This is a genomic window from Streptococcus mitis, from assembly GCF_002096735.1.
Classification (GTDB): Bacteria; Bacillota; Bacilli; order Lactobacillales; family Streptococcaceae; genus Streptococcus; species Streptococcus mitis_CZ.
The window spans coordinates 180,081-204,983 of record NZ_NCVC01000016.1; the positions used below are offsets into that span (position 1 = coordinate 180,081).

General features: G+C 37.5%; 26 protein-coding genes and 1 pseudogene. 1 reads left to right on the plus strand and 26 read right to left on the minus strand.

The window, feature by feature from the left end; translation table 11 throughout:
- Nucleotides 1-159: 159 nt before the first annotated feature.
- The 13 genes from ileS to pbp2b form a co-directional block, all read right to left on the minus strand.
- Nucleotides 160-2,952, minus strand: coding sequence for an isoleucine--tRNA ligase (gene ileS, locus B7703_RS06320; RefSeq protein WP_084924071.1), 2,793 nt, complete (start codon nucleotides 2,950-2,952; stop codon nucleotides 160-162).
- Between the two features lie 252 nt (nucleotides 2,953-3,204).
- Nucleotides 3,205-4,080, minus strand: coding sequence for a DivIVA domain-containing protein (locus B7703_RS06330; protein ID WP_080890709.1), 876 nt, complete (start codon nucleotides 4,078-4,080; stop codon nucleotides 3,205-3,207).
- Between the two features lie 8 nt (nucleotides 4,081-4,088).
- Nucleotides 4,089-4,874 (minus strand): YlmH family RNA-binding protein, encoded by a 786-nt coding sequence (locus B7703_RS06335; RefSeq protein ID WP_084924074.1) that lies wholly within the window; start codon nucleotides 4,872-4,874, stop codon nucleotides 4,089-4,091.
- The gene (locus tag B7703_RS06340; protein WP_004257761.1) at nucleotides 4,871-5,134 is read right to left on the minus strand and encodes a YggT family protein; all 264 of its coding nucleotides are present in this window, start codon (nucleotides 5,132-5,134) and stop codon (nucleotides 4,871-4,873) included. Before B7703_RS06340 ends, B7703_RS06335 begins: the two co-directional genes overlap by 4 nt.
- On the minus strand, nucleotides 5,134-5,667 hold the full coding sequence (locus tag B7703_RS06345) for a cell division protein SepF (protein ID WP_084924076.1): 534 nt from the start codon (nucleotides 5,665-5,667) through the stop codon (nucleotides 5,134-5,136). The genes B7703_RS06340 and B7703_RS06345 overlap by 1 nt, the downstream gene beginning before the upstream one ends.
- Nucleotides 5,668-5,676: 9 nt before the next feature.
- Entirely contained in the window at nucleotides 5,677-6,348 is a 672-nt protein-coding gene (locus B7703_RS06350; RefSeq protein ID WP_042750722.1) for a YggS family pyridoxal phosphate-dependent enzyme, read from the minus strand.
- 4 nt (nucleotides 6,349-6,352) lie between these two features.
- The gene (gene ftsZ, locus B7703_RS06355; RefSeq protein WP_045611161.1) at nucleotides 6,353-7,609 is read right to left on the minus strand and encodes a cell division protein FtsZ; all 1,257 of its coding nucleotides are present in this window, start codon (nucleotides 7,607-7,609) and stop codon (nucleotides 6,353-6,355) included.
- Nucleotides 7,610-7,626: 17 nt separating this feature from the next.
- Nucleotides 7,627-9,006 (minus strand): cell division protein FtsA, encoded by a 1,380-nt coding sequence (gene ftsA, locus B7703_RS06360; protein ID WP_084924077.1) that lies wholly within the window; start codon nucleotides 9,004-9,006, stop codon nucleotides 7,627-7,629.
- Nucleotides 9,007-9,220: 214 nt separating this feature from the next.
- On the minus strand, nucleotides 9,221-9,925 hold the full coding sequence (locus B7703_RS06365; RefSeq protein ID WP_084924079.1) for a YwaF family protein: 705 nt from the start codon (nucleotides 9,923-9,925) through the stop codon (nucleotides 9,221-9,223).
- A gap of 94 nt (nucleotides 9,926-10,019) precedes the next feature.
- Nucleotides 10,020-11,393, minus strand: a complete 1,374-nt coding sequence (locus B7703_RS06370) for a UDP-N-acetylmuramoyl-tripeptide--D-alanyl-D-alanine ligase (RefSeq protein ID WP_084924080.1) — start codon at nucleotides 11,391-11,393, stop codon at nucleotides 10,020-10,022.
- An 83-nt stretch (nucleotides 11,394-11,476) separates the two neighbouring features.
- Nucleotides 11,477-12,520 carry a D-alanine--D-alanine ligase gene (locus tag B7703_RS06375; RefSeq protein ID WP_084924082.1) on the minus strand — a complete coding sequence of 348 codons (1,044 nt, stop codon included), beginning with the start codon at nucleotides 12,518-12,520 and terminating at the stop codon, nucleotides 11,477-11,479.
- 174 nt (nucleotides 12,521-12,694) lie between these two features.
- Entirely contained in the window at nucleotides 12,695-13,291 is a 597-nt protein-coding gene (recR, locus tag B7703_RS06380) for a recombination mediator RecR (protein ID WP_000966754.1), read from the minus strand.
- A 10-nt stretch (nucleotides 13,292-13,301) separates the two neighbouring features.
- Nucleotides 13,302-15,359, minus strand: a complete 2,058-nt coding sequence (gene pbp2b / locus B7703_RS06385) for a penicillin-binding protein PBP2B (protein ID WP_084924084.1) — start codon at nucleotides 15,357-15,359, stop codon at nucleotides 13,302-13,304.
- Nucleotides 15,360-15,544: 185 nt separating this feature from the next.
- On the opposite strand from pbp2b, the gene B7703_RS06390 reads away from it, so the two are divergent.
- Nucleotides 15,545-16,396 (plus strand): MurR/RpiR family transcriptional regulator, encoded by an 852-nt coding sequence (locus B7703_RS06390; protein WP_084924085.1) that lies wholly within the window; start codon nucleotides 15,545-15,547, stop codon nucleotides 16,394-16,396.
- A 61-nt stretch (nucleotides 16,397-16,457) separates the two neighbouring features.
- On the opposite strand, the gene B7703_RS06395 is transcribed toward B7703_RS06390, so the two are convergent.
- The 13 genes and pseudogenes from B7703_RS06395 to B7703_RS06450 form a co-directional block, all read right to left on the minus strand.
- On the minus strand, nucleotides 16,458-16,808 hold the full coding sequence (locus B7703_RS06395) for a type II toxin-antitoxin system RelE/ParE family toxin (protein ID WP_084924087.1): 351 nt from the start codon (nucleotides 16,806-16,808) through the stop codon (nucleotides 16,458-16,460).
- The gene (gene relB, locus B7703_RS06400) at nucleotides 16,798-17,085 is read right to left on the minus strand and encodes a type II toxin-antitoxin system RelB/ParD family antitoxin (RefSeq protein WP_000951986.1); all 288 of its coding nucleotides are present in this window, start codon (nucleotides 17,083-17,085) and stop codon (nucleotides 16,798-16,800) included. The genes B7703_RS06395 and relB overlap by 11 nt, the downstream gene beginning before the upstream one ends.
- Nucleotides 17,086-17,201: 116 nt before the next feature.
- The gene (locus tag B7703_RS06405) at nucleotides 17,202-17,864 is read right to left on the minus strand and encodes a NisI/SpaI family lantibiotic immunity lipoprotein (protein WP_084924088.1); all 663 of its coding nucleotides are present in this window, start codon (nucleotides 17,862-17,864) and stop codon (nucleotides 17,202-17,204) included.
- Between the two features lie 162 nt (nucleotides 17,865-18,026).
- The gene (locus B7703_RS06410; protein WP_084924090.1) at nucleotides 18,027-18,689 is read right to left on the minus strand and encodes an ABC-2 family transporter permease; all 663 of its coding nucleotides are present in this window, start codon (nucleotides 18,687-18,689) and stop codon (nucleotides 18,027-18,029) included.
- Complete coding sequence (locus B7703_RS06415) at nucleotides 18,667-19,407, minus strand: lantibiotic immunity ABC transporter MutE/EpiE family permease subunit (RefSeq protein ID WP_000590350.1); 741 nt, start codon at nucleotides 19,405-19,407, stop codon at nucleotides 18,667-18,669. The genes B7703_RS06410 and B7703_RS06415 overlap by 23 nt, the downstream gene beginning before the upstream one ends.
- The gene (locus B7703_RS06420) at nucleotides 19,404-20,090 is read right to left on the minus strand and encodes an ABC transporter ATP-binding protein (protein ID WP_084924091.1); all 687 of its coding nucleotides are present in this window, start codon (nucleotides 20,088-20,090) and stop codon (nucleotides 19,404-19,406) included. Before B7703_RS06420 ends, B7703_RS06415 begins: the two co-directional genes overlap by 4 nt.
- Before the next feature lie 171 nt (nucleotides 20,091-20,261).
- Nucleotides 20,262-21,605 carry a sensor histidine kinase gene (locus tag B7703_RS06425; RefSeq protein WP_084924093.1) on the minus strand — a complete coding sequence of 448 codons (1,344 nt, stop codon included), beginning with the start codon at nucleotides 21,603-21,605 and terminating at the stop codon, nucleotides 20,262-20,264.
- A complete protein-coding gene (locus B7703_RS06430) occupies nucleotides 21,598-22,281 on the minus strand; it encodes a response regulator transcription factor (RefSeq protein WP_084924094.1) in 684 nt (227 codons plus the stop codon). The genes B7703_RS06425 and B7703_RS06430 overlap by 8 nt, the downstream gene beginning before the upstream one ends.
- Before the next feature lie 163 nt (nucleotides 22,282-22,444).
- Complete coding sequence (locus B7703_RS09915; protein ID WP_158086035.1) at nucleotides 22,445-22,582, minus strand: hypothetical protein; 138 nt, start codon at nucleotides 22,580-22,582, stop codon at nucleotides 22,445-22,447.
- Between the two features lie 186 nt (nucleotides 22,583-22,768).
- A pseudogene (locus tag B7703_RS10100) lies at nucleotides 22,769-23,055 on the minus strand (DUF5966 family protein).
- Nucleotides 23,056-23,068: 13 nt separating this feature from the next.
- Nucleotides 23,069-23,371: a DUF5962 family protein gene (locus B7703_RS06440; protein ID WP_084924096.1), complete on the minus strand. Its 303-nt coding sequence runs from the start codon at nucleotides 23,369-23,371 to the stop codon at nucleotides 23,069-23,071.
- Between the two features lie 56 nt (nucleotides 23,372-23,427).
- Nucleotides 23,428-24,156 carry an ABC transporter permease gene (locus B7703_RS06445; protein ID WP_084924097.1) on the minus strand — a complete coding sequence of 243 codons (729 nt, stop codon included), beginning with the start codon at nucleotides 24,154-24,156 and terminating at the stop codon, nucleotides 23,428-23,430.
- Nucleotides 24,153-24,902 carry an ABC transporter permease gene (locus B7703_RS06450; RefSeq protein ID WP_084924099.1) on the minus strand — a complete coding sequence of 250 codons (750 nt, stop codon included), beginning with the start codon at nucleotides 24,900-24,902 and terminating at the stop codon, nucleotides 24,153-24,155. The genes B7703_RS06445 and B7703_RS06450 overlap by 4 nt, the downstream gene beginning before the upstream one ends.
- Between the last annotated feature and the right edge of the window lies 1 nt (nucleotide 24,903).

The window sequence follows — 24,903 nt, forward strand, 5'->3', positions numbered from 1 at the left end:
CGATGTAGATTTGATTGAAACAAGAGCAGGAAAAAAAGGTTTTTACATGATAAAAACGCATCGTATCAGGTGTTCAAAACCTTGATACAATGCGCTTTATAGTCTATAAGATTAGTTGTCTTTTCTTCTCAAATTGAGTTTTGCCTAGACTTTTCAACCTTATTTCTCTTCAAATCCTTCTGCTACTGCTTCCGCAAAGTTTTCTTCTACGATGCTTGCACAGTGGTCACAGATGACTGCGTGGTAGCTGCGTTCTGCTGTTGTTGGGTCAATACGACGGCAACGGTCACATACTTCACCTGCAGCGCGTTCAACTGTGAAGGCCACATCTTCGAAGCTAACGGCAGCTTCTGGAGCTGGTCCTTCTGCGATGGTCAAGTCTGACACGATCAAAAGTTGAGCCACATTGCTGTTTACTGCTTCAAGTAGAGTTTTCACCACTTCATTTGGATAAACTGTCAAGTGTGCTTCAAGTGATTTACCGATAACTTTGGCATTACGAGCCTCTTCCAAGGCTTTTTGAGCTTGTCCACGGAAATCCATAAAGGCTGCCCATGTATCCAAGATTTCTTCTTGATTAGCAAAAGTTTCCGCTTCTGGCAATTCTGACAATTGAACAAAATCTTCTGCTTCAAACTCAAGGTATGACCAGATTTCTTCCGCAGTGTGAGGAAGAATTGGTGTCAAGAGTTTCGTGATTTTCACAAGAATGTCATAGAAGACAGTCTGCATTTGACGGCGTTCCAGTGATTTGGCACCTTCGATGTAAACAACATCTTTAGCAAAATCAAGGTAGAAGGCTGACAAGTCAACGTTGATAAAGTTCACCAAGGCCTTGTAGATTGTCAAGAATTCAAAGTTTGCGTAAGCATCACGAATCGTTTTCACAAGCTGGTTAAAGCGAATCGTCATGTACTTATCAACTGAACGAAGTTCATCGTAAGCTACTGCATCTTGAGACGGGTTAAAGTCAGATGTGTTAGCAATCAAGAAACGAAGGGTGTTACGAATCTTACGGTAAGTTTCAGAGACTTGGCTCAAGATATCCATAGAGATACGCACGTCGTTGGTTGAGTCTACACTTGTTACCCAAAGACGCAAGATTTCAGCACCAAATTGTTTTTCAACATCGCTTGGAGCAATGGTATTTCCAAGAGATTTAGACATCTTCTCACCTTTACCGTCAAGGGCAAAACCTTGTGACAAGATTTGTTTGTAAGGTGCTACGCCATGGTTAGCAACAGATGTAATAAGTGATGAGTTGAACCAACCACGGTACTGGTCAGAACCTTCAAGATAAAGGTCTGCTGGATATGTCAACTCTGGACGGTTTACCACAACTCCATTCCATGATGAACCTGAGTCAAACCAAACGTCCATGATATCTGTTTCTTTCTTGAACTCGCCGTTTGGTGAACCTGGATGAGTAAATCCTTCTGGCAAGAGGTCCTTGGCATCACGTTCCCACCAGATGATAGAACCGTGTTCCTCAAAGAGTTGAGCCACGTGTTCAATCGTTTCAGCTGTCATGATCGCTGTGCCATCTTCAGCGTAGAAGATTGGAAGCGGAACACCCCAAGCACGTTGACGAGAAATAACCCAGTCACCACGGTCACGAATCATATTGTACAGACGGACTTTACCCCATTCTGAGTGGAATTTCACTTTTTCAATTTCATCCAAGATTTCTTGACGGAATTTAGAAACTGAGGCAAACCATTGTGGAACTGCACGCCAGATGATTGGTTTCTTCGTACGCCAGTCAAATGGGTATGAGTGAGAGATTTCTTCTTGGGCAAGAAGGAGGTTACCAAGTTTTTCGATAACAGTTGGAACAACCTTTTCGTAGAACTGACCTTCAAACTCAGGACCAGCATTAGCCATCATGATACCACGCTCGTCAACAGTCACTGCGACTTCAAGACCATTAGCAATACCAACATTGTAGTCATCCTCACCAAAACCAGGGGCTGTATGGACAATACCAGTACCAGAGTCAGTGGTAACGTGGTCACCAAGGATAACCAACTCATCTACAGCTGTATCCCATGGGTGTTCTGTTACGATGTGGTTGAGTTCTTGACCACGGTAAGTTGCCAACACTTGAACATCAGCCCAACCAAATTTCTCAGACAAGCTAGTCAATAATTCTGCAGCAACGACAAACTTACGAGTTTCACCAGCAGGTTGAACCAAGACGTAATCAATATCTGCACCAACAGTCAAACCACGAGAAGCTGTGATGGTAAATGGAGTTGTTGTCCAAACTACGATATAAGTATCTGTATCTAGAACACCTTTGCCATCTTTTACCTTATTGGCATAGTAAAGGGAAGTTGAAACCAAATCATGGTATTCAATCTCCGCTTCAGCAAGAGCCGACTCAGATGACCAAGACCAGTAAACTGGTTTAGCACCACGGTAGATGTAACCTTTATTAGCCATCTCACCAAATACACGGATTTGAGCTGCTTCATAGTCAGGAGTCAAAGTCACATATGGATTTTCCCAGTCACCAGAAACACCCAAACGTTTGAAGTCTTCGCGTTGTTTATCTACTTGAGAAAGAGCATATTCACGGCAAAGTTTCAAGTACTCAACCAAGTCCATTTCTTTACGTTTGATACCTTGTTTTGCCAAAACTTGCTCGATTGGCAGACCATGTGTATCCCAACCTGGAATATAAGGAGCATAAAATCCTGACATAGACTTAGAACGAACAATGATATCTTTTGAAATCTTGTTCATAGCGTGTCCAACGTGAATATTTCCGTTCGCGTATGGAGGGCCATCATGCAAGGTGAAATGAGGTTTTCCTTGGTTCAATTCTTGACGACGTTGGTAAAGTTTTGCATCTTCCCATTCCTTTTGCCAAACTGGCTCTTTGGTAGGAAGGCCTGCACGCATTGGGAAAGCTGTTTTCCCAAGGTTAAGGGTATCTTTGAGTTTCATGGTATCTCCTTTATAAATAATAACAAATTAAAAACCACGACTGCCAAAAAGGACGAAAATCGTGGTACCACCTTTGTTCGGAAAAAGATCTAGTCTTTCTCCCTCTTTTCCCGTAACGTGGGGAACGTCAAATCTTACTAGCTTCAGACTTGAGTTTTTGAGAGGATAATCTTATCAATAGGGAATGCAGGACTCACACCATCTCCTGCTCGCTGGAAATATAAGGATAAGATATTGTTCTCAGAATATTTCTTATAAAATTGTAACAGATTCTTGCGGTGCCGCAAAACCTGGTTCTGAGCTTACAGCTTCAGTAGCTGGTGTTGGTCCTGAGTAATGGCTTGGAGCTACTTCTGGCTCTTCATACATTGGACCAACTGGATGAGCTGGACTTTCTTCAAAAACCGGAGCTGGTGAAACCACTTGTTCCTGCTCAGCTCTTGCTTCGGCTTCTGCAAGTTCCTTATTAGCCGCTTCGATACGCGCTTGCAACTCAGCCATTTCCTCGGGAGAAAACTGGCGAGTAATATCAATTGGTTCTTCCTCTGGATGTTGTTGCAAGACAGAGTCACCTAAGACTTCGCTGACCACTTCTTTGAAAGCTTCATCACTTGTCTGAAGATAAGTCGCTGTTGGGCGAAGAATATCTTCCCAATCTGAAGATTCAACAATTGCTAACTGGCTCTCAATTGTAGATTTAAGACGTTGATGGAAGACACGACTCTTGTTCTTCAATTCTTCTGTTTCAACAGCAACCTTCTTAGCATTGTCAGTTGCTTGACGAAGAATTTCATTTGCCTTGTACTTAGCTTCTTCCAACAAACGTTGGGCATCTTGCTCTGCTTGTTGGATAATATTGTTTGAACGTTCCGTTGCAGCTTGTTTTACTCGCTCTGCTGTATCTTGTGCAATCAATACAGACTGGCTCAATGAATCTTTCATCTCATCAAAGTAAGACAAACGCTCTTCCAAACTCTTAATATGTAAATCCTTATCATGATTAGAGCGAACCAAATCTTCATAATCACGGACTACAATATCTAAAAATTCATCTACTTCTTCTTGATCAAACCCTCTGAAGCGTGTGCTAAAAGTTTTATCTTTGATTTCTAACGATGTAATTGGCATATTTTTCCTCACTTACTTAATAACAATTGGACCGTTAATTTCTTTTTATCTTTTTTTGTTTGCCCATTATCTCTAACGAGTTTCAATCGACCAAATTTCCTCACACTAATCAAATCACCAACTTGAACTGCATAATCTGATTTTTCAACTAAATGGTAATTCACTTGGACTGCCTGTTTTTCAATTAACTGACTTGCCTGATTTCTAGACAGCTTGAAGACACCTGCTAGAAAAACATCTAATCTAGAACTAGCAATACAAATATCTAATTCTTGATAATCTTCTACTGTAGCAATTCTCTCAGTAAAATCCCGTTCTTCTAGACGAACCGGTAACCGAGCAATTTTCGTAATGCCGTCTTGAAAAAGGAGCATAAACTGTCGATTAATGATAATCTGTGCTCTCTCTTCGTTGACTAAGATATCACCAAATAGCTTCCTATCAATTCCCAGCTGATTTAAAACAGTCCCTAATATTTTTGCATGCGTTAGGCGTTCAAACTTATTAGGATAGACAATTTCTTGCAAGGAAAGTTCAAAATCAGAGAATCCCGGCTCAAAATAATCAGGATACAGGAGTACCCGTACATATTCAGTTTCAAGAAACTGCCGACTGCTCATGTAGGAGATGCTGTTGGTTGATGCTAGCACCTTTAAAATATTTTCTTGATGGGGATTTACAAAAGGTGTTAAAAAAGGAGAATAAGAATCTTCTACCTTTTTTATCCATTCTAATCCCTTATCAATAAAAGACGAATCATTCTTAGAAAAGTGTTGATAAATCATCTTGTTCATAGAAAGATCACTAAAAGTCGAATCAACTGCTCCCCTAGGAAGTGAACTAGTAATACCGCAATCCAGACAGACAAGTCAAGACCTGCAATCTGGAGGGGTAAACGTTGCAAGGGAGCTATTATCGGTTTCACTAAACTAATAATCAAGCGTCCAAGACGTGATTCATAAGCATTGGGAAACCAAGACATCAGAGCAAACACGATTAGAATCAGTGAATAGATATCCACTGCATTTTGAACAAAACGAATGAGAAAGATCATTATCTCACTCTCGTGCGTTTCATATCAAAGCCAAATTCACCATTTTGTGATTCATCTGGAATTTTGATGTCTTCAATATTGACGACAACATCAACTGGTGTCAGCAGGTACATAGTAGATGCTACCTTTTTCATGTTACCAGCTAAAACATGGCGCGCCCCATCCAGATAGTCCAAACAACGACGAGCTTGAACTTCTGTCATATATTGGAAATCAATCAAAATACTTTCGTTACCAGCTAATAAATCAACAATATCTGTGGCATCTTCGTATTTACGTGGATAACGAACATCAATTGTCACCTTATCAGTAGAACGTTGACTTTGCATAGCCAACTCTTGTTGACGGGCATGAAGACGAGTGATGTTTTTATCTTTAGATGGCGTGCTACCAGCTTGTTGAGGCAACTCTTGAACAGAAGAGACTGGAGTCACAATCGGCTCTTCAGCTTTAGGCTGATATGCAGTACCAACATCTTCTCCATCTTCTGTAAAATAATCTATAAATTTATCAAATCTATCTTTTAAAGACATATTTCTTTCCTATTTAAAAAATGCTGTACCAATTCTGACAAATGTTGAGCCAAATTCAATCGCTTCCTTGTAGTCACGACTCATACCCATACTCAAGTCCGTCATTGGCATATTGGGAATTTGTTTTTCTCTAATTTCTAGTTGCAAATCCTGCGTAGCTTTAAAAATTTCTTTCAACTCATCACTACTAGCTTCAAAAGGAGCCATGGTCATCAAGCCGACATATTCGATTTTATCTAAGGTGGCCAATTCTGGCAAGAGCTCCAATAGTTCTTCCTTTGAAAAACCATGTTTGCTCTCTTCCCTTGAGATATTTACTTGTAAGAAACACTTAACAACTCGGTCACTTCTTTTTTGAATTTCCTCTGCTAGCTTTAATGAATCCAAAGCATGGAAATAATCAACATACTGAATGACATCTTTGACCTTGCGTCTTTGCAAGGTTCCAATCAAATGCCAGGTAATATTTCTATCTTTTAAAGCTTCATATTTCTCAAGAAATTTATCCACACGATTTTCACCAATATGATGCACACCTAGCGGAAGCAAAGCCTCCGCTGTCGGTACGTCTACATATTTTGTAACAGCAACAACCGAAACAGAATTGACTTCTCTTCCTGACTGCTGACTTGCATCTTTTATTTGTTGAAAAACACGTTCTGTATTTTCTTTCAAATTCATTTACTTAACGATTTTTGAAAAATGGAGGAGTGTCTAATTCATCCTCATCGTGTAAAGATGGTGCTTCGAAACGTTCAACTGGTGATACCACTGAATCAGTTGGTCGAACAATTGTCTCACGACGCAAGTCCCAATCACCAAATGCTGAAGTTTGAGAAGTTTCTGTACGGCGAGGTGCTGGACTTGGAATTTCAGCAGTTTCAGCCATATCAAAGTGACGGTTATGATTGTGTGCATAACTAGGACTTGCTTGTTCATGACGAACTGCTTGTCTTGGTGCATGACCAACAACTTTTTCAACACGATCTTGACGAACACCAGTTGCAACGACTGTAACACGGATTTCATCTTTCATATTTTCATCGATTGATGTTCCGAGCCAGATGTTCACTCCTTGACCAGCTGCTTGATTAACAATTTCTGATGCTTCTTCTGCCTCAATCAAGGTTAAATCAAGACCCCCAGTAACGTTGACGATAACATCCTCAGCACCGTCAATAGTTGTTTCAAGAAGTGGTGAGTAGATTGCCTTACGAGCTGCTTCGACCACACGTTCTTCACCACTACCGATACCGATACCCATTAGGGCGTTCCCTTTATTTGCCATAACTGTTTTCACATCGGCAAAGTCAAGGTTAATCAAACCAGGGTTTGTAATCAAGTCCGTAATCCCTTGAACACCTTGGCGAAGTACGTTATCTGCTTCGCTAAGAGCTTCAAGAAGTGGAGTTTTCTTATCAACAATTTCAAGCAAGTTGTTGTTTGAAATAATCAATAAAGTATCTACATGTTCGCGAAGCTGATTGATTCCTTCTACAGCGTACTGTCCACGTTTGCTTCCTTCAAAACCGAAAGGACGTGTCACAACACCAACTGTAAGAGCACCTAGATCTTTAGCAATGCGGGCAATAACAGGAGCTGCACCAGTACCTGAGCCACCCCCCATACCTGCAGTAATGAAGACCATATCTGCTCCACTAATAGCTTGAGTCAAGGCTTCTTCGCTTTCTTCAGCTGCCTTTTGACCAACTTCAGGTCGACCGCCAGCACCCAAACCACGAGTCAATTTAGGGCCTAACTGAATTACAGTCTCAGCTTTTGTACTACTCAAAGCTTGTACATCTGTGTTTGCTGCGATAAATTCTACGCCTGCAACACCTTCGTCAACCATGCGGTTAATGGCGTTACCACCACCTCCACCAACACCGATTACTTTAATCACTGCACCTTGAGCAGCCGCTGTATCAAATGAAAATGTCATAGTTTATTTTTCCTCTTTTATTCATCAAACATACTTCCGATTAAGCCACGGAAACGATCTGCGATTTTTGGTTTATTTTGAGAAGATACTTTATCTTCTTTCGGAGCAACTACGTTCGTAGAAGCTGATTGCTCTACCTCAGTATTTTGAACTGATTGAATAGGGGTCGGTTGTGCTACCTGCGTAACACGTTGAATCATCCCACCAAAATTAATTGGTTGGTGACGCAAAGTATCTTCACCCTTGACTGCTCGTTGTGCTAACAAATGCACTTCAGTCAATTGACCAGCAAATTCAGACAAGCTAATCACATGAGCAAAGGCAGGATTACGGATTCCAACTTGATTTGGAACGTAAAGTTTGACACCAACGCCAAAGACTTCCTGTGCAAGTTCTACAATACCTGGTAAAATAGCATTTCCACCAATCAGAACAATCCCACCTGGAAGATCCAACAAATGTCTTCTTTCCAACTCTTGTTTGATTTGTTCAAAAATGTGCTTAATGCGGGCTGAAATAATCTCTGCTAGGTAGCTTTCTGTAACTTCTACAGGCTCTACTTCACCAATCACTTCAACTTGGAAGGTTTCATTGCTTGCAAGTGAAGGGTAGGCTTCACCATAGTTCAATTTCAATCCTTCAGCTAGTTTTTGTGAAGTCTTCAAGACTTTAGAGATATCTTTTGTGACATAATCTCCACCTTCTTGAAGAATATTTGTAAACTGGAGTTCTTGGTTACGGATTGTAGCAACAGTTGTTTGACCTGCTCCCATATCAATCACAGTAGCTCCAAATTCACGCTCTCCTTCATTCAAGACTGAACGAACCAAAGCCAATGGTGAAATAATAATATTTTCAACTTGAACACCTGAGCGCTCAACTGTCTTGCGTAAATTGTGAAGAATAGTACGTGGACCTGTGTAAAGCAAACCACGCATTTCAAGACGAACCCCCATCATACCACGTGGGTCACGAATACCTTGGAAACCATCTACGATAAATTCTTCTGGAATAAAAGTAATGACTTCACGATCCGGTGTCATACTCTTTGTCAAGGCTGATTTGACAACATTTTCGACATCTTGATCTGTAATTTCTTTTGTATCAGATGTAACTGGAATCATTCCTTGAGTTGGTTCTACCTGCAAAAGATTTCCAGGCAAACCAACATTCACTGATTTGATTGAAATGCCAGCTTTCTCTTCTGCTTGGGAAATAGCTGACTTGATAGCAGTTGCTGCTGCTTCAATATCAACGATAATCCCATCCTTTACACCTTTACTCTTGGCATTACTTACACCAATTACATTAAGTTCACCATTTCTAAGTTCGGCAACCAATACTTTAATCGAATTAGTTCCGATATCTAAGCCTGTAAAAAAACCATCTCTAGCCATTACATCGCATCCTCTCTCTTCCAAGTTTCAAACTTCTATTCAAAATAGCTAAAATAGGGCATAGCTATTCACAGAATATTATAACACAAAAAATCCAATCGTGCTTAGTTTTTCCTAAATTTACTTACCATTTTTTCACATTCGTTCCTTAGATTTTTTTATTTTCCAAACAAGTTATAAAAAATCAGATTTATGAAAAAAAGAAAGCTTAAAATCAAGCTTTCTTTGCAATCATTTTTTCTGCTTCTTGTGCTAAAAATAGTTCCAAGATTTTCTTAGTCAAAGTTATTGCAGCAGACAAGGCTATAGAAACAATCAAATAATTAGCTACTAAGCCATGGTCTCCAACCAATGGTGGTTTTGTCAAGAATCCGTAATCTCCACCTGTTACTAAATTGACCACAAAAATCAAGGCATTTAGTGCAAAGGTCATGAGAAAAATTCCCTTCACATCCAGCAATCGCGCTTTATACTGTCTCAATAGATAAACTAGAGAATTCCCCAAGAGAGCTAAGTGGCCAAAGATAAAGGATAAAATCGCAATATGTGGGAAAGGATAGGCATCTGGCACTGGATAAACAAAGGCCGCTAGTGTCCCAAATGTCCCCAATAATGCAAAGTATTGTTTATATTTGGACTGACCAGGAAGCAAGAGCACTACAAACATAGCCATACGGCAATGGTAAAAAGGTAGGCTTTCTGACAACGGCATATGATTGACCCAATACCAACCATAAAGGAGTATCAACTGAACAGCCTGCAAGATTTTAAAAAATCGTTGGCAAACCTTCTTTTCACGATAACGATAGGCTGTATAAAAGGTCAAAGCTAAAAGCGTAAATAGGCTAACATACCAAAAAAGGTCAAATTTGGGTGGTTCTGTTGCTTGGGTCGTAAAGAAAATATCCCATAAATTCATCTAGTCTTCCTCATGATTCAAAATTTTCCTGCATTTTATTATACCATGCTATTTGTCAAAAATGGATTTAAAAATACATAAATGTTTGACAAAATCACTTTGCTTCATTTTCTAAACTTTCTACCAACTTGGCTAGATTCATAGAGTTAGAGCCTTTGAGTAGGATTTGGTCATTGACTCCAAGGCTTTCTTTGACCTGCTTGACTAGGTCTTCAAATTGGTCTTGGTCTTCTGTTTTCTTGAAATAGTAAACGTGGCCAATTGGGAACATTTGACTGGCAAGTTGGGCTAATTCAGCAATGTCTTCTCCATAAAAAATAACGGTATTCAGCACATCAGGCGAGAGGCTCAAAATCATCTGATTATGAAGCTGAATAGACTGGTCGCCCAGTTCCTTCATATCCGCCAAAACTGCAATTTTCTTGCCACCTTCATTGGCTGGAATGGCAGAGAATGTCTCCAAAATCAGCTTCATAGCAGTTGGATTGGCATTATATACGTCAGACAGAATATCTGCTCCATTAGCTGCTTTCTTCCACTCGGTACGGTTACGCGTCAATTCAAGATTTTGGAAGGCCTGACGAATTTGCTCCTCTGAAACTCCTTCTTGCAGGGCAACATAGGACGCAATCATGGCATTAGTAGCATTGTACTTACCAGTCACTGGCAAATCAAGGCCTTGCTCCAAGAAATTAGCCTTAAAGGTCAGACTATCCTTACGTTCTACCAAGTCGGTAATTTCCAACTCTGCCCCTTGCCCAAAACGAACTACCTTTTTATCAGTTGGCAAGTAGTCCTCTACAATCGGATCTGCTGGTGCCAAAAGCAAGGAACCAGACGACATGCCATCAACAATTTGCATTTTTCCTTTAGCAATCTCAGAACGGTCTTTGAAAAAGGCCAAATGGGCTTCGCCAACCAAGGTCACGATGGCTGTTTTGGGACGAGCCAATTCAGACAAGAGATGAATATCTCCCAAGTGATCCTGCCCCATCTCCAAGACCAACTTTTCTGTTCCTTCAGGCATGTGGAGAACTGTGTAGGGAAGGCCAATCTCGTTATTGTAGTTGCCTTGTGTTTTGTATGTTTTATAGGTTGTTAATAACAAGTGCGCTAACATATCTTTGGTCGTTGTCTTGCCATTTGAACCTGTAACAGCAAAGACATCAACAGCCGTTTTTTCAAGATAGTAAGATGCTAGAGTTTGAAAAGCAGTAAGCACATCATCTACTAGAATATAGGGATGGTTTGCGATTTCTTTCTCAGACAGGGTTACAGCAGCGCCCTTTTCAAAAGCTGTTTCGATAAAGTCGTGACCGTCACGCGCACCTTTGAGGGGGACAAATAAATCTCCTGTCGCAATCAGACGACTGTCAAACTCAGCCTTCTCTAACTGGGTGTTCTCAAAGATGCTGATATCATTTTTAGCTCCTACAACTTGGGCCACTTCATGGATTGTTAATTTCATTTCTACTCCTTTAAAAAGGGTCGAAGCTCGAGAACTCTAGTCACCTTGCAGTGATGGTTCTGGCTTCTACCCCCTCTTTCATTTTATAGCAAATGCGCTTCGCGCTTGTCAAAACTTTCCTTGGCAAGGTCAACCAATCGCTCGATTAAGTCTGGATAGCTGATTCCCATATTGTCCCAAAGTAGTGGGTACATAGACCACTGGGTGAAACCTGGCATGGTATTGAGCTCGTTGAGGAAAACCTCTCCCTTATCTGTATAGAAGAAATCGCAACGAGATAGACCGAGCCCACCAATGGCACGGAAGGCAGTTTCTGCATTTTGACGCATGACAGATACCACATCATCACTGATTTTGGCTGGGATGTCCATAGTAATCTTGTTGTCAATATACTTGGCATCGTAGTCATAAAAGGCAACATCCTTGACTACTTCCCCTGGAAGCGTGCTTTTGACATCGTAGTTGCCCAAGAGACCAACCTCGATTTCACGGGCATTTACCCCTTGCTCAACCAAGACACGGCTGTCATATTGGAAGGCAAGTTTCAAAGCTTGACGGAGTTCCTCTTGGTTTTCAGATTTAGAAATACCGACACTAGAACCCATGTTTGATGGTTTTGTGAAAACTGGATAAGACAATTTTTCTTCAACTTCGGCAATTTTAGCAGTCACATCATCGCCTTCAACGATGGCCACATAAGGAACTTGGGCAATCCCGACAGATTCTAAGACACGCTTGGTCGTGATTTTATCCATGGCAAGACTTGATGACAAGATGTTGCAACCAACGTAAGGCATTTTCAAAACTTCCAAGAATCCTTGAACAGAGCCATCCTCTCCCATCGGACCATGAAGGACTGGGAAGACCACTGCACCATCTTCGTAGATGGCACTTGGTGCAACTTTCTTATCCCAATCAATGGTTTCATTGGTCATAAGACGATCCTCTTGACCTGGAGTCTGGCTAAATTCTTGCGTTTTAATAAAGTCACCTGACTGGCTGATGAAGAAAGTCTTGACTGTGAAACGGTCGTAGTTGACCGCACGCATCACACTCTCAGCTGAAAGAACAGAGACTTCACGCTCTGCACTACGTCCACCGTATAAAAGAATAATCGTTTGTTTCATATTATTTGTTCCAATTCTAATAGAATACTCGTTCTTTAGTATATCATATTTGCTTCTTTTTTGAAACTTGAACCTGATACTGGTCTTCAATAAATCTAAAAAGAGACCGATAAAACAACTGTCGGTCTCCGTGATTTTTGTCTAAATGAATTGAGTGTATTAATTTGTCTACACTTACAACTCTGTTCGATTTTCAATGGCTCGTAAGAGTGTAACTTCATCCGCATACTCAATGTCCGCTCCCACAGCTAGACCTCGTGCTAGACGTGTAACCTTGATACCAGCTGGCTTGAGCAAGCGTGAAAGATACATGGATGTCGCTTCACCATCTGCTGTAGCATTGGTCGCCACAATCACTTCTGAAACTTCACTATCCATAAGACGAGTCATCAGGCTCTTGAGATTGATATCATCTGGACTGATACCATTCATGGGAGAAATGAGTCCATGCAAGACATGATAGAGTCCATGGTATTCTTGGATATTCTCCATGGCTGCCACATCGCGACTATCTTCGAGAACCAGAATCGTTGTCTGGTCACGAGTCGGATCGGTACAGATAGAGCAAGGATCGTCATCAGTCAGGCGACCGCAGATGGAACAGTAGGTCAGCTCTCTCTTAGCAGAAAGGAGATTTTTAGCAAATTCATTGACATCGTCATCAGACATTCCAATAGTATAGAAGGCCAGACGGGTAGCCGTCTTAATCCCGATACCCGGTAACTTAGAATAACTGTCAATTAGCTTAGCAATAGGTGTTGGATAAAGCATATGTTCCTTTCTAATTCATTGGATGATGTTGGTTATAGAGGTTGATAATGTCGCGCGCAATGGAAGGTCCGACACCATTTGTAAGGTTGGTGTTATGAGGAAAGACAACAGCTACAGCGATTTGAGGATTATCTGATGGTGCATAGGCCACAGCATTGGTATTGTTAGCTTTTTGACCACCCTCAACATAACTTTCGGCAGTACCTGTTTTTCCACTAATGGATACCGCTGCGCCATTTGAAAAGGCACGACCTGTTGTCAGAGCACTCCCTCCGTGAGAAACTTGATAAAAACCTTGTTGGAGGATGGAAACATCAGACTCAGAAATATTAATTTTATTCATTTCCTTGGTATCAATAGATTGAATTAAATCTCCTAAACCACCTTGTTCATTATTTCCATAAATCCCCTCGACAATGTGAGGTGCAATCCGAACACCGTTGTTGGCAATAGTTCCAACGTACTGGGCCAATTGCATTGGGGTGTAGTTATCAAACTGACCAAATGCATTGGTAATGTAATTAGCGAAATTATACTCTTTTGGTATAAAACCAGTTGACTCATCTGGAAGGTCAATGCCTGTTGAGGCTCCAAGACCATATTCAGCAAATGTCGAACGAAGTTTCCCCATAGCGGATTCTAAATTGTTAGTTAAAACAAACATATTGGGTTGATAGGTCTGCCCCATAATGCCCAAAGCCGTTTGAACCATATAGGCATTAGAAGAATACTCCAAGGCTTCCACAGCTGTAATCGGGAATGAACCGTAGGCTTGAGTATACCAAGAATTAATCGGAGCTGAGCCTTGGAAGACAATCGGTTGGTCTGTCAAGGTCTGGTTCCCTGACAAGACTCCATTCTCCCAACCAGAACTGATGGTCGCCGCCTTGACAACCGAACCTGGGACAAAGACATTGGTCACCGTTCCCAAGGAATCAGGCGTCAACTCTCCCGTTTTCAAATCATGTTTGAGCCCTGACATAGACAAAACTGCACCTGTTTTTGGGTTCAAAGCAACTGCATAAACACCTTCAGAATATCTGGCTCCTCCATTTCCTAACTCGGAATTGAAATAACTCTTAAGAAGATTGTCCACGCTATCTTGAAAGGCCAAATCGATGGTCAGTTTAATATTATTCCCTTTGGTACCATCTTCGATATTTTCGACACTTTCCATATTGCCATACTTGTCTAGCTGGATTTCTTTCACAGAACGTTTTCCTTGCAAGGTTTCTTCATATTGTTTTTCTAGATAAGAGGTTCCAACACGGTCATTTAGAGAATAACCCTTTTTGATATAAGCATCTGCTTCTTCAGCTGGAAGACCAGCTTTTTCACTGGATACACTTCCTACTATAGACGCAAGTGAAGTCTCTAGGACCTTTCGATCCCACGAAGTTGAAATACTGATACCAGGTAAATTCTTAGAGGCCGAAGCTATCAAAGCAATCTGAGTATCTGTCAAGGAATCTGTCGCAATGGTTCCTGTCGCAAAATTTTCAACTGCATTAAGTTGGCTAAAGAGGTAAATTTCTTTCTTTTCGTCATCAGAGTAGGTCAATTGACTTGGATCGATACTTTCAACAGTATTATTGTAAAGCTCGGATTCAGATAATTGATTGCCATCAGAATCAAGTCGCTTCTCACGTGGTAAACTTTCCACTGCTTTCTTATAGACATCTTGATCTGCTAGATAATAGTCTGCTAACTGTCGGTCAGTCAATGTTGGAGAAGAAACTTCCACATAAGCCAGCAACTTCTTGGCTGTTTCTTTTAAATCTGCAGCCGTCATTTTGTTGTTTCGAGTAAAGGAAACAACTTGTTTCACAGTATTTTCAACCAAAGGCTTGCCGCTAGCATCATAAATTTCGCCTCGAGCTGAACTAGTGGTCACCTTTGTTTTACTAGCAGATGCTAATTTTGTCTCATAAAAATCCTTATTCAACACCTGCATGTACAGCAGGCGACCAATGATGGCCATAAAGAGCAGAATGACAATTGAAAACAATAAATTAAGCCGAATCGGAATCGAATGGCTATCAAATTTTCTCATACAAATCAGTCTCATTTCTATTTAAAATCTTACTCTTCATTGTACCATAATTTGAGAAGAAAATTATGGAAAAGAAGGGAGCTTTTTCCTTTTTACCAGAAAAAAGATTTTATTTATCTCTAGATTATATGATATAATAAATGTAAACGTTCGATGACCCAGTCTTTTTCCAATACGACTCATTTAAAGGAGCCTTCCCTATGGACAAACCAGATATAGCAACCCTCATTGATTCACATTTCGAAGAAATGACAGATTTAGAGCACGAAATCGCTCGCTATTTTTTGCAAGCTGAAACCATCCAAGATGACCTTTCCTCCCAGCAGGTCACTCAAAAATTACATATCTCCCAAGCTGCTTTGACCCGTTTTGCTAAAAAGTGTGGCTTTACAGGCTATCGAGAATTTATTTTCCAATACCAACACCAAGCAAATGAACAGGACACTCATTCTTACAAACATAGTCCTTTAACAAACCGAGTTCTTAGAAGCTATAGTCACATGCGAGAGCAGACACAGGACTTGATTGACGAAGAACAACTTGAACGAATCGCCCAGTTAATCGAAGATGCTGATCGTGTCTACTTCTTTGGAACAGGTAGTTCTGGCCTTGTCGCTCGTGAAATGAAATTGCGTTTCATGCGTCTAGGTGTGGTCTGCGAGGCCTTGACCGACCAAGACGGTTTTGCTTGGACAACCAGCATTATGGATGAGAATTGTCTCGTACTTGGTTTCTCCCTTTCTGGCACAACTCCTTCTATTTTAGATAGTCTATTAGATGCTAAGGAGATGGGAGCAAAGACTGTACTCTTTACAAGTGTTCCCAATAAAGATAGTCAGGCCTATACAGAGACTGTTCTTGTTGCTAGCCACAGCCAGTCATCCTACATCCAACGAATATCCGCTCAACTTCCAATGCTCTTCTTTATCGATTTGATTTATGCCTACTTTTTAGAATTCAATCGTGAAAGCAAGGAAAAGATTTTTAATAGCTATTGGGAAAATAAAAAACTCAACGGCTATCGTAGACAAAAACGCGTCAGAAAATCCTAGTTTGGTTCAACCAAACTAGGATTTTTATTCATCACCAAACATCCCTCTTCTAGATTATGAATTAGTCGTATCTTGACTTAGTCTTAAATAATTTCATATAATCACTTTTTGAAGGGAGTAAATAAGCAAGTCTGACAGTATCCTCAACAATTGTATATAATACGATGTAATCCTTACTCAAGGTCAATCCTCGCGTTTTATAGTGAGGATCTAATTTCTTACCAAATTTTTCATCGGCATCAAATCCAGCTTGGGGGAAAATTTCTAGCCGATTAATATCCTTTCTAATATTGGCTACTTTTCGTCTCGCAGCCTCTACAGAACCGATTTCCTCCGCTATATACTGATATATTTTATCCAGACTATCAATAACTCTAGGAGAATACAAAATCCGATATTTTTTATAATCCATAGCGTGTCACGACATCCTCATCTGTCAAGTAATTTCCAGCCTCAATCTTGGCATAACTTTCTTGAACTTCTGCTTGTAATTGTCTAAACAAATACTCCTTCTCCAATTCCTCTTCACTCAGTAAATCTACTTCATTTGTTACGGCAACATTCTTTAAAAATAATCTAAGTGCCGATGAAAGAGAGAGATTTTTTTCTTTTAACACTTCCATGGCATCATTTACTAATTCTCTATTAGCTTGGAAGGTCACAATTTTACTTGAATTCGCTATAGCCATTTTATATAACTCCTTTATATATTTTACTTATTATCTCACAATTATAAAGAAAGTCAAGGGAATTTGATTTGAAAGATGCTGGAAAAAATTTTTGTGTCACATATCTAATATACAAACTAACTTCTAAAGAAAGCCAAATGATATTCTCCATTCAATTTAACTGCTACTTTCTCATGGATAGACTGATTTTTTAAAGAACAAATTTCTCCATATTTCCAACTTTCATGCTCCCCTGATAATCTAGTGACAGACTTCACTTGATTATCTAAGTTAGCAACTGTAGCACTAAGCTCTTCTTTTGGAATAATTTCTTCGGTAATTGTAAATGATTGTTCCCCTATCTTCAACTCTCTGGCTTCTTGCTCATTGATAGCCAATCCTCCTACTAAGTGAACATAAAATAAGTCAGAAACTTTTAGGAGTTCTTCTTTAGAAATATTATCAAGTAGTCTACATTTATAGAAAGTACTATCAATTTTTATGGCAAATTCTCTACTCTTGGTCTGATATAAGTCACCAATCTCCAACAAATCATTCTTTATTTCATTATTGGAATCATCGTAAGATATTTCATAAGTATCATCATGATTGCTTACTTTACTTTCAATATCTTCATATGAAATTAATTGATTAGTTACACCATAATGCTCTCCTTTATAATCAAATCGATTATAACTTGAGTCGAGAAATTTAACATCATACTTCTCATATGTGCATCCAGTCAATCCAAGTAAACTTAAGAAAAAAATGACGGAAAGATAGATCTTTTTGAATTTCATAGTTCTCCTCCTAATTTTCTATAGTTAAATTATCAAAAATCAATAACGCCTCTCTCCAATATGTCTTTACAGACTTATTTTGGATATGAAGTAAAGTCAAAACAATTCCCAAACTTCCATCCAAAAATTTAACACTCCCTTTATTTCCATCAGAATATATAATTAAACACCTTTTCTGCTCACAACTACTAAATTAGCAACAAACAATAATACAACATAAAAAGTTAAAACTAATAAATTGGTTGTGCTTCTAAAATTATTTTCTAAAATTATATTAACTGGTAAAATTACTGGAATCCAAAAAATATTAAGAAAAACTTTATTTGTTGCAAATAATATAAATAAACTTTCTACAACGGCTAAAAGTAAATTTCCACCTTTCGCAATAAACAATGTCAATAGCATGTGGAAATGATTTAGCAATATTAGTAATAACCAACTAACTATTCCTACGTAAAAATAATATGAAAAGTGTTCTAACTCTATACCTACAACTATCCATAAAGGAATAGTGAGTAAAGATAGTAGTAAATCTAACACAAAAAGTTTCGCTCCCCATATACTGGATATATTTCTCCCACTCTTAATATTCTGATAATTATTAGCATTGATTTCTTGTTCAGATACTAATAAAGTGATTATCGTAGTTATCATACAATAGCCTAACATGGGTAAAAAGATAATATTTTCCAATACAATTGTGTTATTTACAGATAATATGTAAATTGGAATTGTCAATAGTTGTATAGTAGACAAAATCAAAATAATGTATAGTTGATACGAACCTTTAAATTTAATCATTTCACTTTTTAGCAATTGGATCATTACTTAACCTCCAATTTAACATTAACAAAGAAACAATAAATAGAATCAATGATAGAAATACGGTAAATACTACCATTTTAACGTCTGTTACATGATTTGTTAAATCTAAATCTCCTGACGGTTTTATATACATAAGACTATAAGCAATTTTATAATGATATGTAAAAGGAAAGAAGAACCAAAAGCTACTTTGAGCGATAAAAGGTGCAACCAAAAAACAAATCAAGGAGTTAATAGATACTAAGATATAGGGGTTGATCCGTTTCGAAAATAGATACAAGAGTGGCAATACCCATATGGATGTTATCGAAATAAGTACTAAACAAATTAAGTCACCAATTATATTCAATGATATTAAGTCGCCATACAAAAAATTACTTGTAAATAATAATATAGCTAAAAACCATACGTTCGAAATGAGTAAATCTTTTAATTTTAAAAGTATCTTTACGATATATATTTTTATGCTATCATTTCGAAAGTATATATTCTGGAAGTTTCCTGCAGCTTCTTCTGCTTTATAATCATATAAAAATAACAATCCAATAAGCGTGTACAAAAAGACGGCTTCCCACCAATATATTGAAAAACTTTCTAGAATACTCGGTCCAACAAGTAATACAGCTATTAAAATCGACAAGCCAGGAGCTATTATCAAGAATTTTTTGGATGTATTTTTTCGCTGTTTTAACCATTCTGATTTAAATATTTTTATCATATTGCGTCACCTCCATGAACAATTCTAAAAAATAAAGATTCTAAATCATCACTTTGAACATTCGAACCGTCGTAAACAATTTGACCATCATGTAAAATAACAATTTTATCTGCCACTTTACTAACTTCATACAGTTGATGGCTAGATAAAAGAATTGTCATTCCTGATTTCTTTAAAGAAATCATTAAATTCAATAATTCCTTTATACCATCTGGATCCAATCCATTGGTAGGTTCATCTAAAATGAGCAAATCTGGACTAGTAATTATTGCCATACCTAATCCCAAACGTTGTTTCATACCTAAAGAAAAGCTCCCTGCTTTTTTCTTTCCCGTATTAGATAGCCCAATCAAGTTTAATACTTCATTAATTCGTTCGTCAGAAATGTCATATAACAATGCTCTTGTTTTTAAATTATCAAAAGCAGATAAGTTCATATAGATAGCAGGAGTTTCAATAAGCGCTCCAATCTCATATTTGCCCGCATTTTTTCCTCCATTAAAAACAATCGCACCACTGTCAGCGTTTTCAAGACCAAAAATAATCTTCATAATTGTTGATTTTCCTGCACCATTGATACCTAATAATCCACAAATACTTCCCTCTTTTATTTCAAAAGAAATATTTTTCAGCACTTCTCTATCCTTATATGATTTTCTAAGTTTTTGAACTTGTATATTCATAACTATAATTCCTCCTTGTTTTATACTTGTATGTTACACTTTATTTTTCAAAATTTGTTCAGACTTTTCAATTTTAAAAAATAAAAAAATAGATATTCCTCAATTTAGAAGATTATCTATTTTTATATACATAACTATTATGTGGAAGGTATCTAATATATCCCTATAGAATTATTTTTTAATAAGCAACGTCACTTGAGCACCACCTCTATCTGGATTTGATAAAAACAATTCTCCAAAATGTCTAGTTGCAACTTGTTTAGCAAATGCTAACCCTAAACCATAGTGCTTATTATTCCTACCTTTATTCTCAGTATAAAACAACTTATCTGCATTTAATAAGGACTGTTCAGTAAAAGGGAGACCATTGTTCCACACTCCAAAATTAATATACTCTGTTTCCTCAATGATAGTAAGAGTAACTTTTTTTTCTCCAGAACTATATCTTGCTGCATTTGCTAAAATATTAATTAATGCCCTATTTAAATTAAAACGATTTCCCTTAAAAAACATTAACTTTGTAGTATTAATAATTTTGAAATCAACCTTTGCATTATTCATTACAGATTTCGCCTCTACTGACAGATCACTTAAAAAATCAGGTAAATATATCTGTTCCCCATAATCTTTATCTTCAATTAGTAATCTTGAATAATCAATCATTGAACTAAAGTATCTTTCAAAAATCACTATACTGTTATTCATTGACTGAGTATATTCCTTCTGTTGATCAGTCAGGTTAGTTAACTCAAGCAACTCTAAATTTCCCTTTAGTACTGTTAAAGGAGTTTTTACATCATGAGCTAATGCACCAACTTGAAAAGATAAATCTTCCTTCTCCCTTCTCTCTGATTTGAGTAAATTAGTTAACTCGTCGTCCTTTTGATATAATACAGAGAGAATTTCATCGAACTCTTGTATTTGAGCGGGAATGTTTTTTTCTTTAAATGTTAACTGCCCCATGTTTAAAGCTTTTTTTTGTATAAGTAGAAAATTTTTTGAAAATTCTTTTATTAATCTTGTAAGTGACCAAATGAGTAAAATCGTTTCGAAAACGAAGAAAAATAAATAAGAAAATAGATTAAATGAAATGTGACGCAAATTCGGATTAACAAACTCAGGTATCATGGGTTGCCTGACAGTAAGTACAATCTCTGAATTAGCATAATACCCATAATACACCTCACTATTACTTACAGATTCATTTTTAGCAAAAACTTCTCGATAGGCAGGTAAATCCTTTTTTTGATAATTACCCTCTTCAATTGTACCTGTCTTGCGATTAAATACAACATAGTCAAATATAGAGTTATTCATTGCTTGAACTACATCACTTAAATTGCTGGTATCTCTCACTGAAATTTCAATTTTAGAGTCGTATACATTTAATTGTCTTGTAAAAACAAGTAAATAAGTAAATATAAAAAATAAAAGTATACCCAGTAACGTACCTGTTACTAGTTCTAAAACAGTCCTTATTATACGTCCTCTAATTGTACTATTCTTCTTAATCATGCCACTTGTATCCCATACCTCTAACTGTTTTTATAGGATTAATTCCATAGGATGAGAATTTTAATCTTATTTGATAGATATACTCAGATATTGAACGAAAGAGGGTTTCAGCATCATCATCATAAACGTTTTCATATATATCTTGTACAGTAAAAATCTTTCTTGGATTGCTAGATAATAGCTCTATGATATCATATTCCCTACTTGTAAAGGCAAGACTATCTCCATTAATACAAACAATTTTTTCTTGTAAATAAATCGTTATTGGAGATAATTCTCGAACAATTTGATTACTTAATTCACCTTGTTTGTATCGTTCTTCTCGTTTGAGATTTGCAGCAACTTTGGCAGTTAATTGATTGATGCTGAAAGGTTTTGTAATATAGTCATCTCCTCCTAAATTCAATCCTGATACTATATCATCCTCGGTATCTTTTGCACTAACAAAAATAATAGGGGAGCTTACTTTATTTCTAATCTGCTTACAAATTTGCATACCATCTATATTAGGCATCATTACATCTAATAAAATCAAATCAAATCCTTTGAAATTATTAGTATTGATTGGTACGGTGACTTCTTGATACGTCGTTACCTGATAGTTTTTCATCTCTAAAATAGTTCGCATCAGTTTCAAAATTTCAAAATCGTCATCTACAACTAATATCTTATACATTCTATCACCTCAAAAAATTTTAGAGAACTATCTGAAAAGCTCCGTATTCTTGACAAAGAATAGTTTCAATGCATCAATTTGTAATGTTTCTTATTTATTAAATTAAATTTTTAGAAACTAGTACAAATCTATTTTACACTATCTTGAACAAAATTCGTAATATTTAATAATCTAATTTGAGTGCCATCAATGTCATTTCTAATCCAGCAAGAATATCCGTAACTTTCCCATCTATATGTGAATAATCCTTCTCCTTAAGTTCTCCAAGGTAATGTTCCAATGATTCTTGATTATTTACCATCACCTACTGAAGCAACAATTATTGAACCTTGACATTTGAGATTATATCAGAGAAAATTCAGATTTTATTCAGAGAAAAAATCATCTTTACACTACTAGTGAAATTCAAATTTAAGAAAGAATCAATTTCTAAAATTTTTCATGTCCTAAAAAGCGGAATAAATTTTGAACTTGTTAAGACTATTTTCTATTCTTTCTTCCACTTATATCCTGTCCAGCATGCTAAAGCAAGTAAAACTAAATTAAAGATGATAAAGAAAGTCGTAAAACTAAATAATCCATTTTGAGCTAAATCTGCCGTGTAAGGTTAAGTCTCTGTAAAGAGAAGATAAATTCAATAGCCCTCAACGAAAATAAGAAAACTGACAAAACCAATAAGGAAAAGTCCACTTGCAATAAGAAAGAGTCTCCATAAAAGAATGAGAATTCCTCCTACTGCTAAAAAATTACTGGGATAAGGAGTAAATCATTCATGACTTTCTCCTTTCTAGTCAATCAATTGACGATAATGGATGGCAAGAGAGGAATCAAACTCTTCTAATTTTTGAACTAAGTCCAAATACTCCTCTTTGTCATGTTCTTCAAAGTCCTCGCCTCTATGATTTTGAAGAGCGATTTCCAATTGACTAGTGAGTTCTCGTTTAGAAAAGCTGTAATCGCATGTCACTTCCTCATAATGTTCCTTTAACTCCTTGTAGGCTTGGTATTCTTCAGGTGTTTGAAATCCCTGTACCAAAGCCTCTTCTAATTGATAATTAGACCTTCTTTCTATAAAAACTAGGTCAAGCATACCAGATAAAGCTTGGAGCTTTTATCATAAGAAAAAGACTCCGAAGAGTCTTCGCATTACTTATGCAATTCTTTATTACTCAATATATGAAAAATCCCCCACAGAAGAATATTTACAATGATAAACAGCAATATTTCCACTAAATTAAAGTCTATCAAATTCCGTGACCGCATTGCCACCATAGCTTGGGAGTAGGGATAGATTAAAGATAATTTATCTGATACAAAAATCATCATAAATCCTACGAAAGTACCAATAGCACCAATTCCCACAGATTTACTGAAAACACGAGTTTTAGCTGTCACAAAAAACTGTACTGCCATCATACTAATTGTTCCAAAAATCCCCAATAAATCCCACTTGAGGTAGGTGAATAAATTAGAAATTTCTAAATGAGCTAGGTGAGCACTGACATAAAAAATACCAAACAAGAACAACTGTAAAACAGCAATAAACAAGATAATTACTATTTCTTTTGCCAACAATAATTTCCCAAGACTGACATTATTAGCTCTGAGAAATTCAATATTTTTTCTATCAAACTCTTTTCCTAACATCATGGCTACATAAAGGCTGACCAAAATCGGAAAGAAAAGCTGGCTATAATAGAAGGTCAATTGTCCCCATAAAACAGGCACTTTTTCACTTTCTTCAACCATAGAATAAGCTGCACCAAAGTAAATCCCAAGACCAATCAGGCTACAAAAAGCTAAGAAGCAAATACCAATCATCAACATGGAAAATTTTTTAGTTTTCCGCCATTCTACTGATAGATAAGACATCATAGCTTACCTCCTTTCTTTTCAACCAGATAGAGAGATAAGAAGAGATAGATTAGGGCTATTGGCAAATATGTAAATAGTTTAAATCCTAGGTTTGTCGCAAAAACATAACTCACTTGACTGGCGACTTGCTGGTAATCCACCAGAGACAGATATCCTATACCACCAAAAGGGAAAATCAGCTGTAGAAAAGCTGGTGCATGACCAAATCCAACTCCAAGAAATCCTCCGAAAACCCCTAATGCCAGCATCAATGCCTGCTTCTTCACTAAAAACTGCAAAGTCAAAAACAGACAGGTTAAGACAAAAGAGGCTAGCAAGAAAATGACGATTTGCCAGAGGATTAGGCTAACAGGCATTTCTAAACCTGATAAGATTGCAATCAACTGGGCTACTACTCCCTCCAAAAAAGCGAGAAAGGTCAAAATGAACATAGTCAGGCCAAGCTTACTCAGAAAGATATGCCGTACATTTTCACCATTTGCCAAAAGCAGTTTGAAAGTGTTGCCCTCCTTCTCGTTCTTGACAATCCGCGATACAAAGAGAGAAATCACAATAGGGAGAATCAAGCCATTTACTTCTTTTATCATATAGAAAATTAGGCTAATCTGGTGCATGTCTGGATTACTTAGGTAGCGTGTAGCGGCTGCAATTGCCCAAGCAAATCCGACTCCCATAACTAGTATGCTAATGAGGAAGGATTTGGTTCGTTTTGCCTTGAGCAATTCAATAGACAAATTATTCAACATA

Coding starts and splice junctions, on each gene's coding strand:
- ileS (WP_084924071.1), bottom strand. CDS start 2,952: ATGAAACTCAAAGATACCCTTAACCTTGGGAAAACAGCTTTCCCAATG.
- B7703_RS06330 (WP_080890709.1), bottom strand. CDS start 4,080: ATGCCAATTACATCGTTAGAAATCAAAGATAAAACTTTTAGCACACGC.
- B7703_RS06335 (WP_084924074.1), bottom strand. CDS start 4,874: ATGAACAAGATGATTTATCAACACTTTTCTAAGAATGATTCGTCTTTT.
- B7703_RS06340 (WP_004257761.1), bottom strand. CDS start 5,134: ATGATCTTTCTCATTCGTTTTGTTCAAAATGCAGTGGATATCTATTCA.
- B7703_RS06345 (WP_084924076.1), bottom strand. CDS start 5,667: ATGTCTTTAAAAGATAGATTTGATAAATTTATAGATTATTTTACAGAA.
- B7703_RS06350 (WP_042750722.1), bottom strand. CDS start 6,348: ATGAATTTGAAAGAAAATACAGAACGTGTTTTTCAACAAATAAAAGAT.
- ftsZ (WP_045611161.1), bottom strand. CDS start 7,609: ATGACATTTTCATTTGATACAGCGGCTGCTCAAGGTGCAGTGATTAAA.
- ftsA (WP_084924077.1), bottom strand. CDS start 9,006: ATGGCTAGAGATGGTTTTTTTACAGGCTTAGATATCGGAACTAATTCG.
- B7703_RS06365 (WP_084924079.1), bottom strand. CDS start 9,925: ATGAATTTATGGGATATTTTCTTTACGACCCAAGCAACAGAACCACCC.
- B7703_RS06370 (WP_084924080.1), bottom strand. CDS start 11,393: ATGAAATTAACAATCCATGAAGTGGCCCAAGTTGTAGGAGCTAAAAAT.
- B7703_RS06375 (WP_084924082.1), bottom strand. CDS start 12,520: ATGAAACAAACGATTATTCTTTTATACGGTGGACGTAGTGCAGAGCGT.
- recR (WP_000966754.1), bottom strand. CDS start 13,291: ATGCTTTATCCAACACCTATTGCTAAGCTAATTGACAGTTATTCTAAG.
- pbp2b (WP_084924084.1), bottom strand. CDS start 15,359: ATGAGACTGATTTGTATGAGAAAATTTGATAGCCATTCGATTCCGATT.
- B7703_RS06390 (WP_084924085.1), top strand. CDS start 15,545: ATGGACAAACCAGATATAGCAACCCTCATTGATTCACATTTCGAAGAA.
- B7703_RS06395 (WP_084924087.1), bottom strand. CDS start 16,808: ATGGATTATAAAAAATATCGGATTTTGTATTCTCCTAGAGTTATTGAT.
- relB (WP_000951986.1), bottom strand. CDS start 17,085: ATGGCTATAGCGAATTCAAGTAAAATTGTGACCTTCCAAGCTAATAGA.
- B7703_RS06405 (WP_084924088.1), bottom strand. CDS start 17,864: ATGAAATTCAAAAAGATCTATCTTTCCGTCATTTTTTTCTTAAGTTTA.
- B7703_RS06410 (WP_084924090.1), bottom strand. CDS start 18,689: ATGATCCAATTGCTAAAAAGTGAAATGATTAAATTTAAAGGTTCGTAT.
- B7703_RS06415 (WP_000590350.1), bottom strand. CDS start 19,407: ATGATAAAAATATTTAAATCAGAATGGTTAAAACAGCGAAAAAATACA.
- B7703_RS06420 (WP_084924091.1), bottom strand. CDS start 20,090: ATGAATATACAAGTTCAAAAACTTAGAAAATCATATAAGGATAGAGAA.
- B7703_RS06425 (WP_084924093.1), bottom strand. CDS start 21,605: ATGATTAAGAAGAATAGTACAATTAGAGGACGTATAATAAGGACTGTT.
- B7703_RS06430 (WP_084924094.1), bottom strand. CDS start 22,281: ATGTATAAGATATTAGTTGTAGATGACGATTTTGAAATTTTGAAACTG.
- B7703_RS09915 (WP_158086035.1), bottom strand. CDS start 22,582: ATGGTAAATAATCAAGAATCATTGGAACATTACCTTGGAGAACTTAAG.
- B7703_RS06440 (WP_084924096.1), bottom strand. CDS start 23,371: ATGCTTGACCTAGTTTTTATAGAAAGAAGGTCTAATTATCAATTAGAA.
- B7703_RS06445 (WP_084924097.1), bottom strand. CDS start 24,156: ATGATGTCTTATCTATCAGTAGAATGGCGGAAAACTAAAAAATTTTCC.
- B7703_RS06450 (WP_084924099.1), bottom strand. CDS start 24,902: ATGTTGAATAATTTGTCTATTGAATTGCTCAAGGCAAAACGAACCAAA.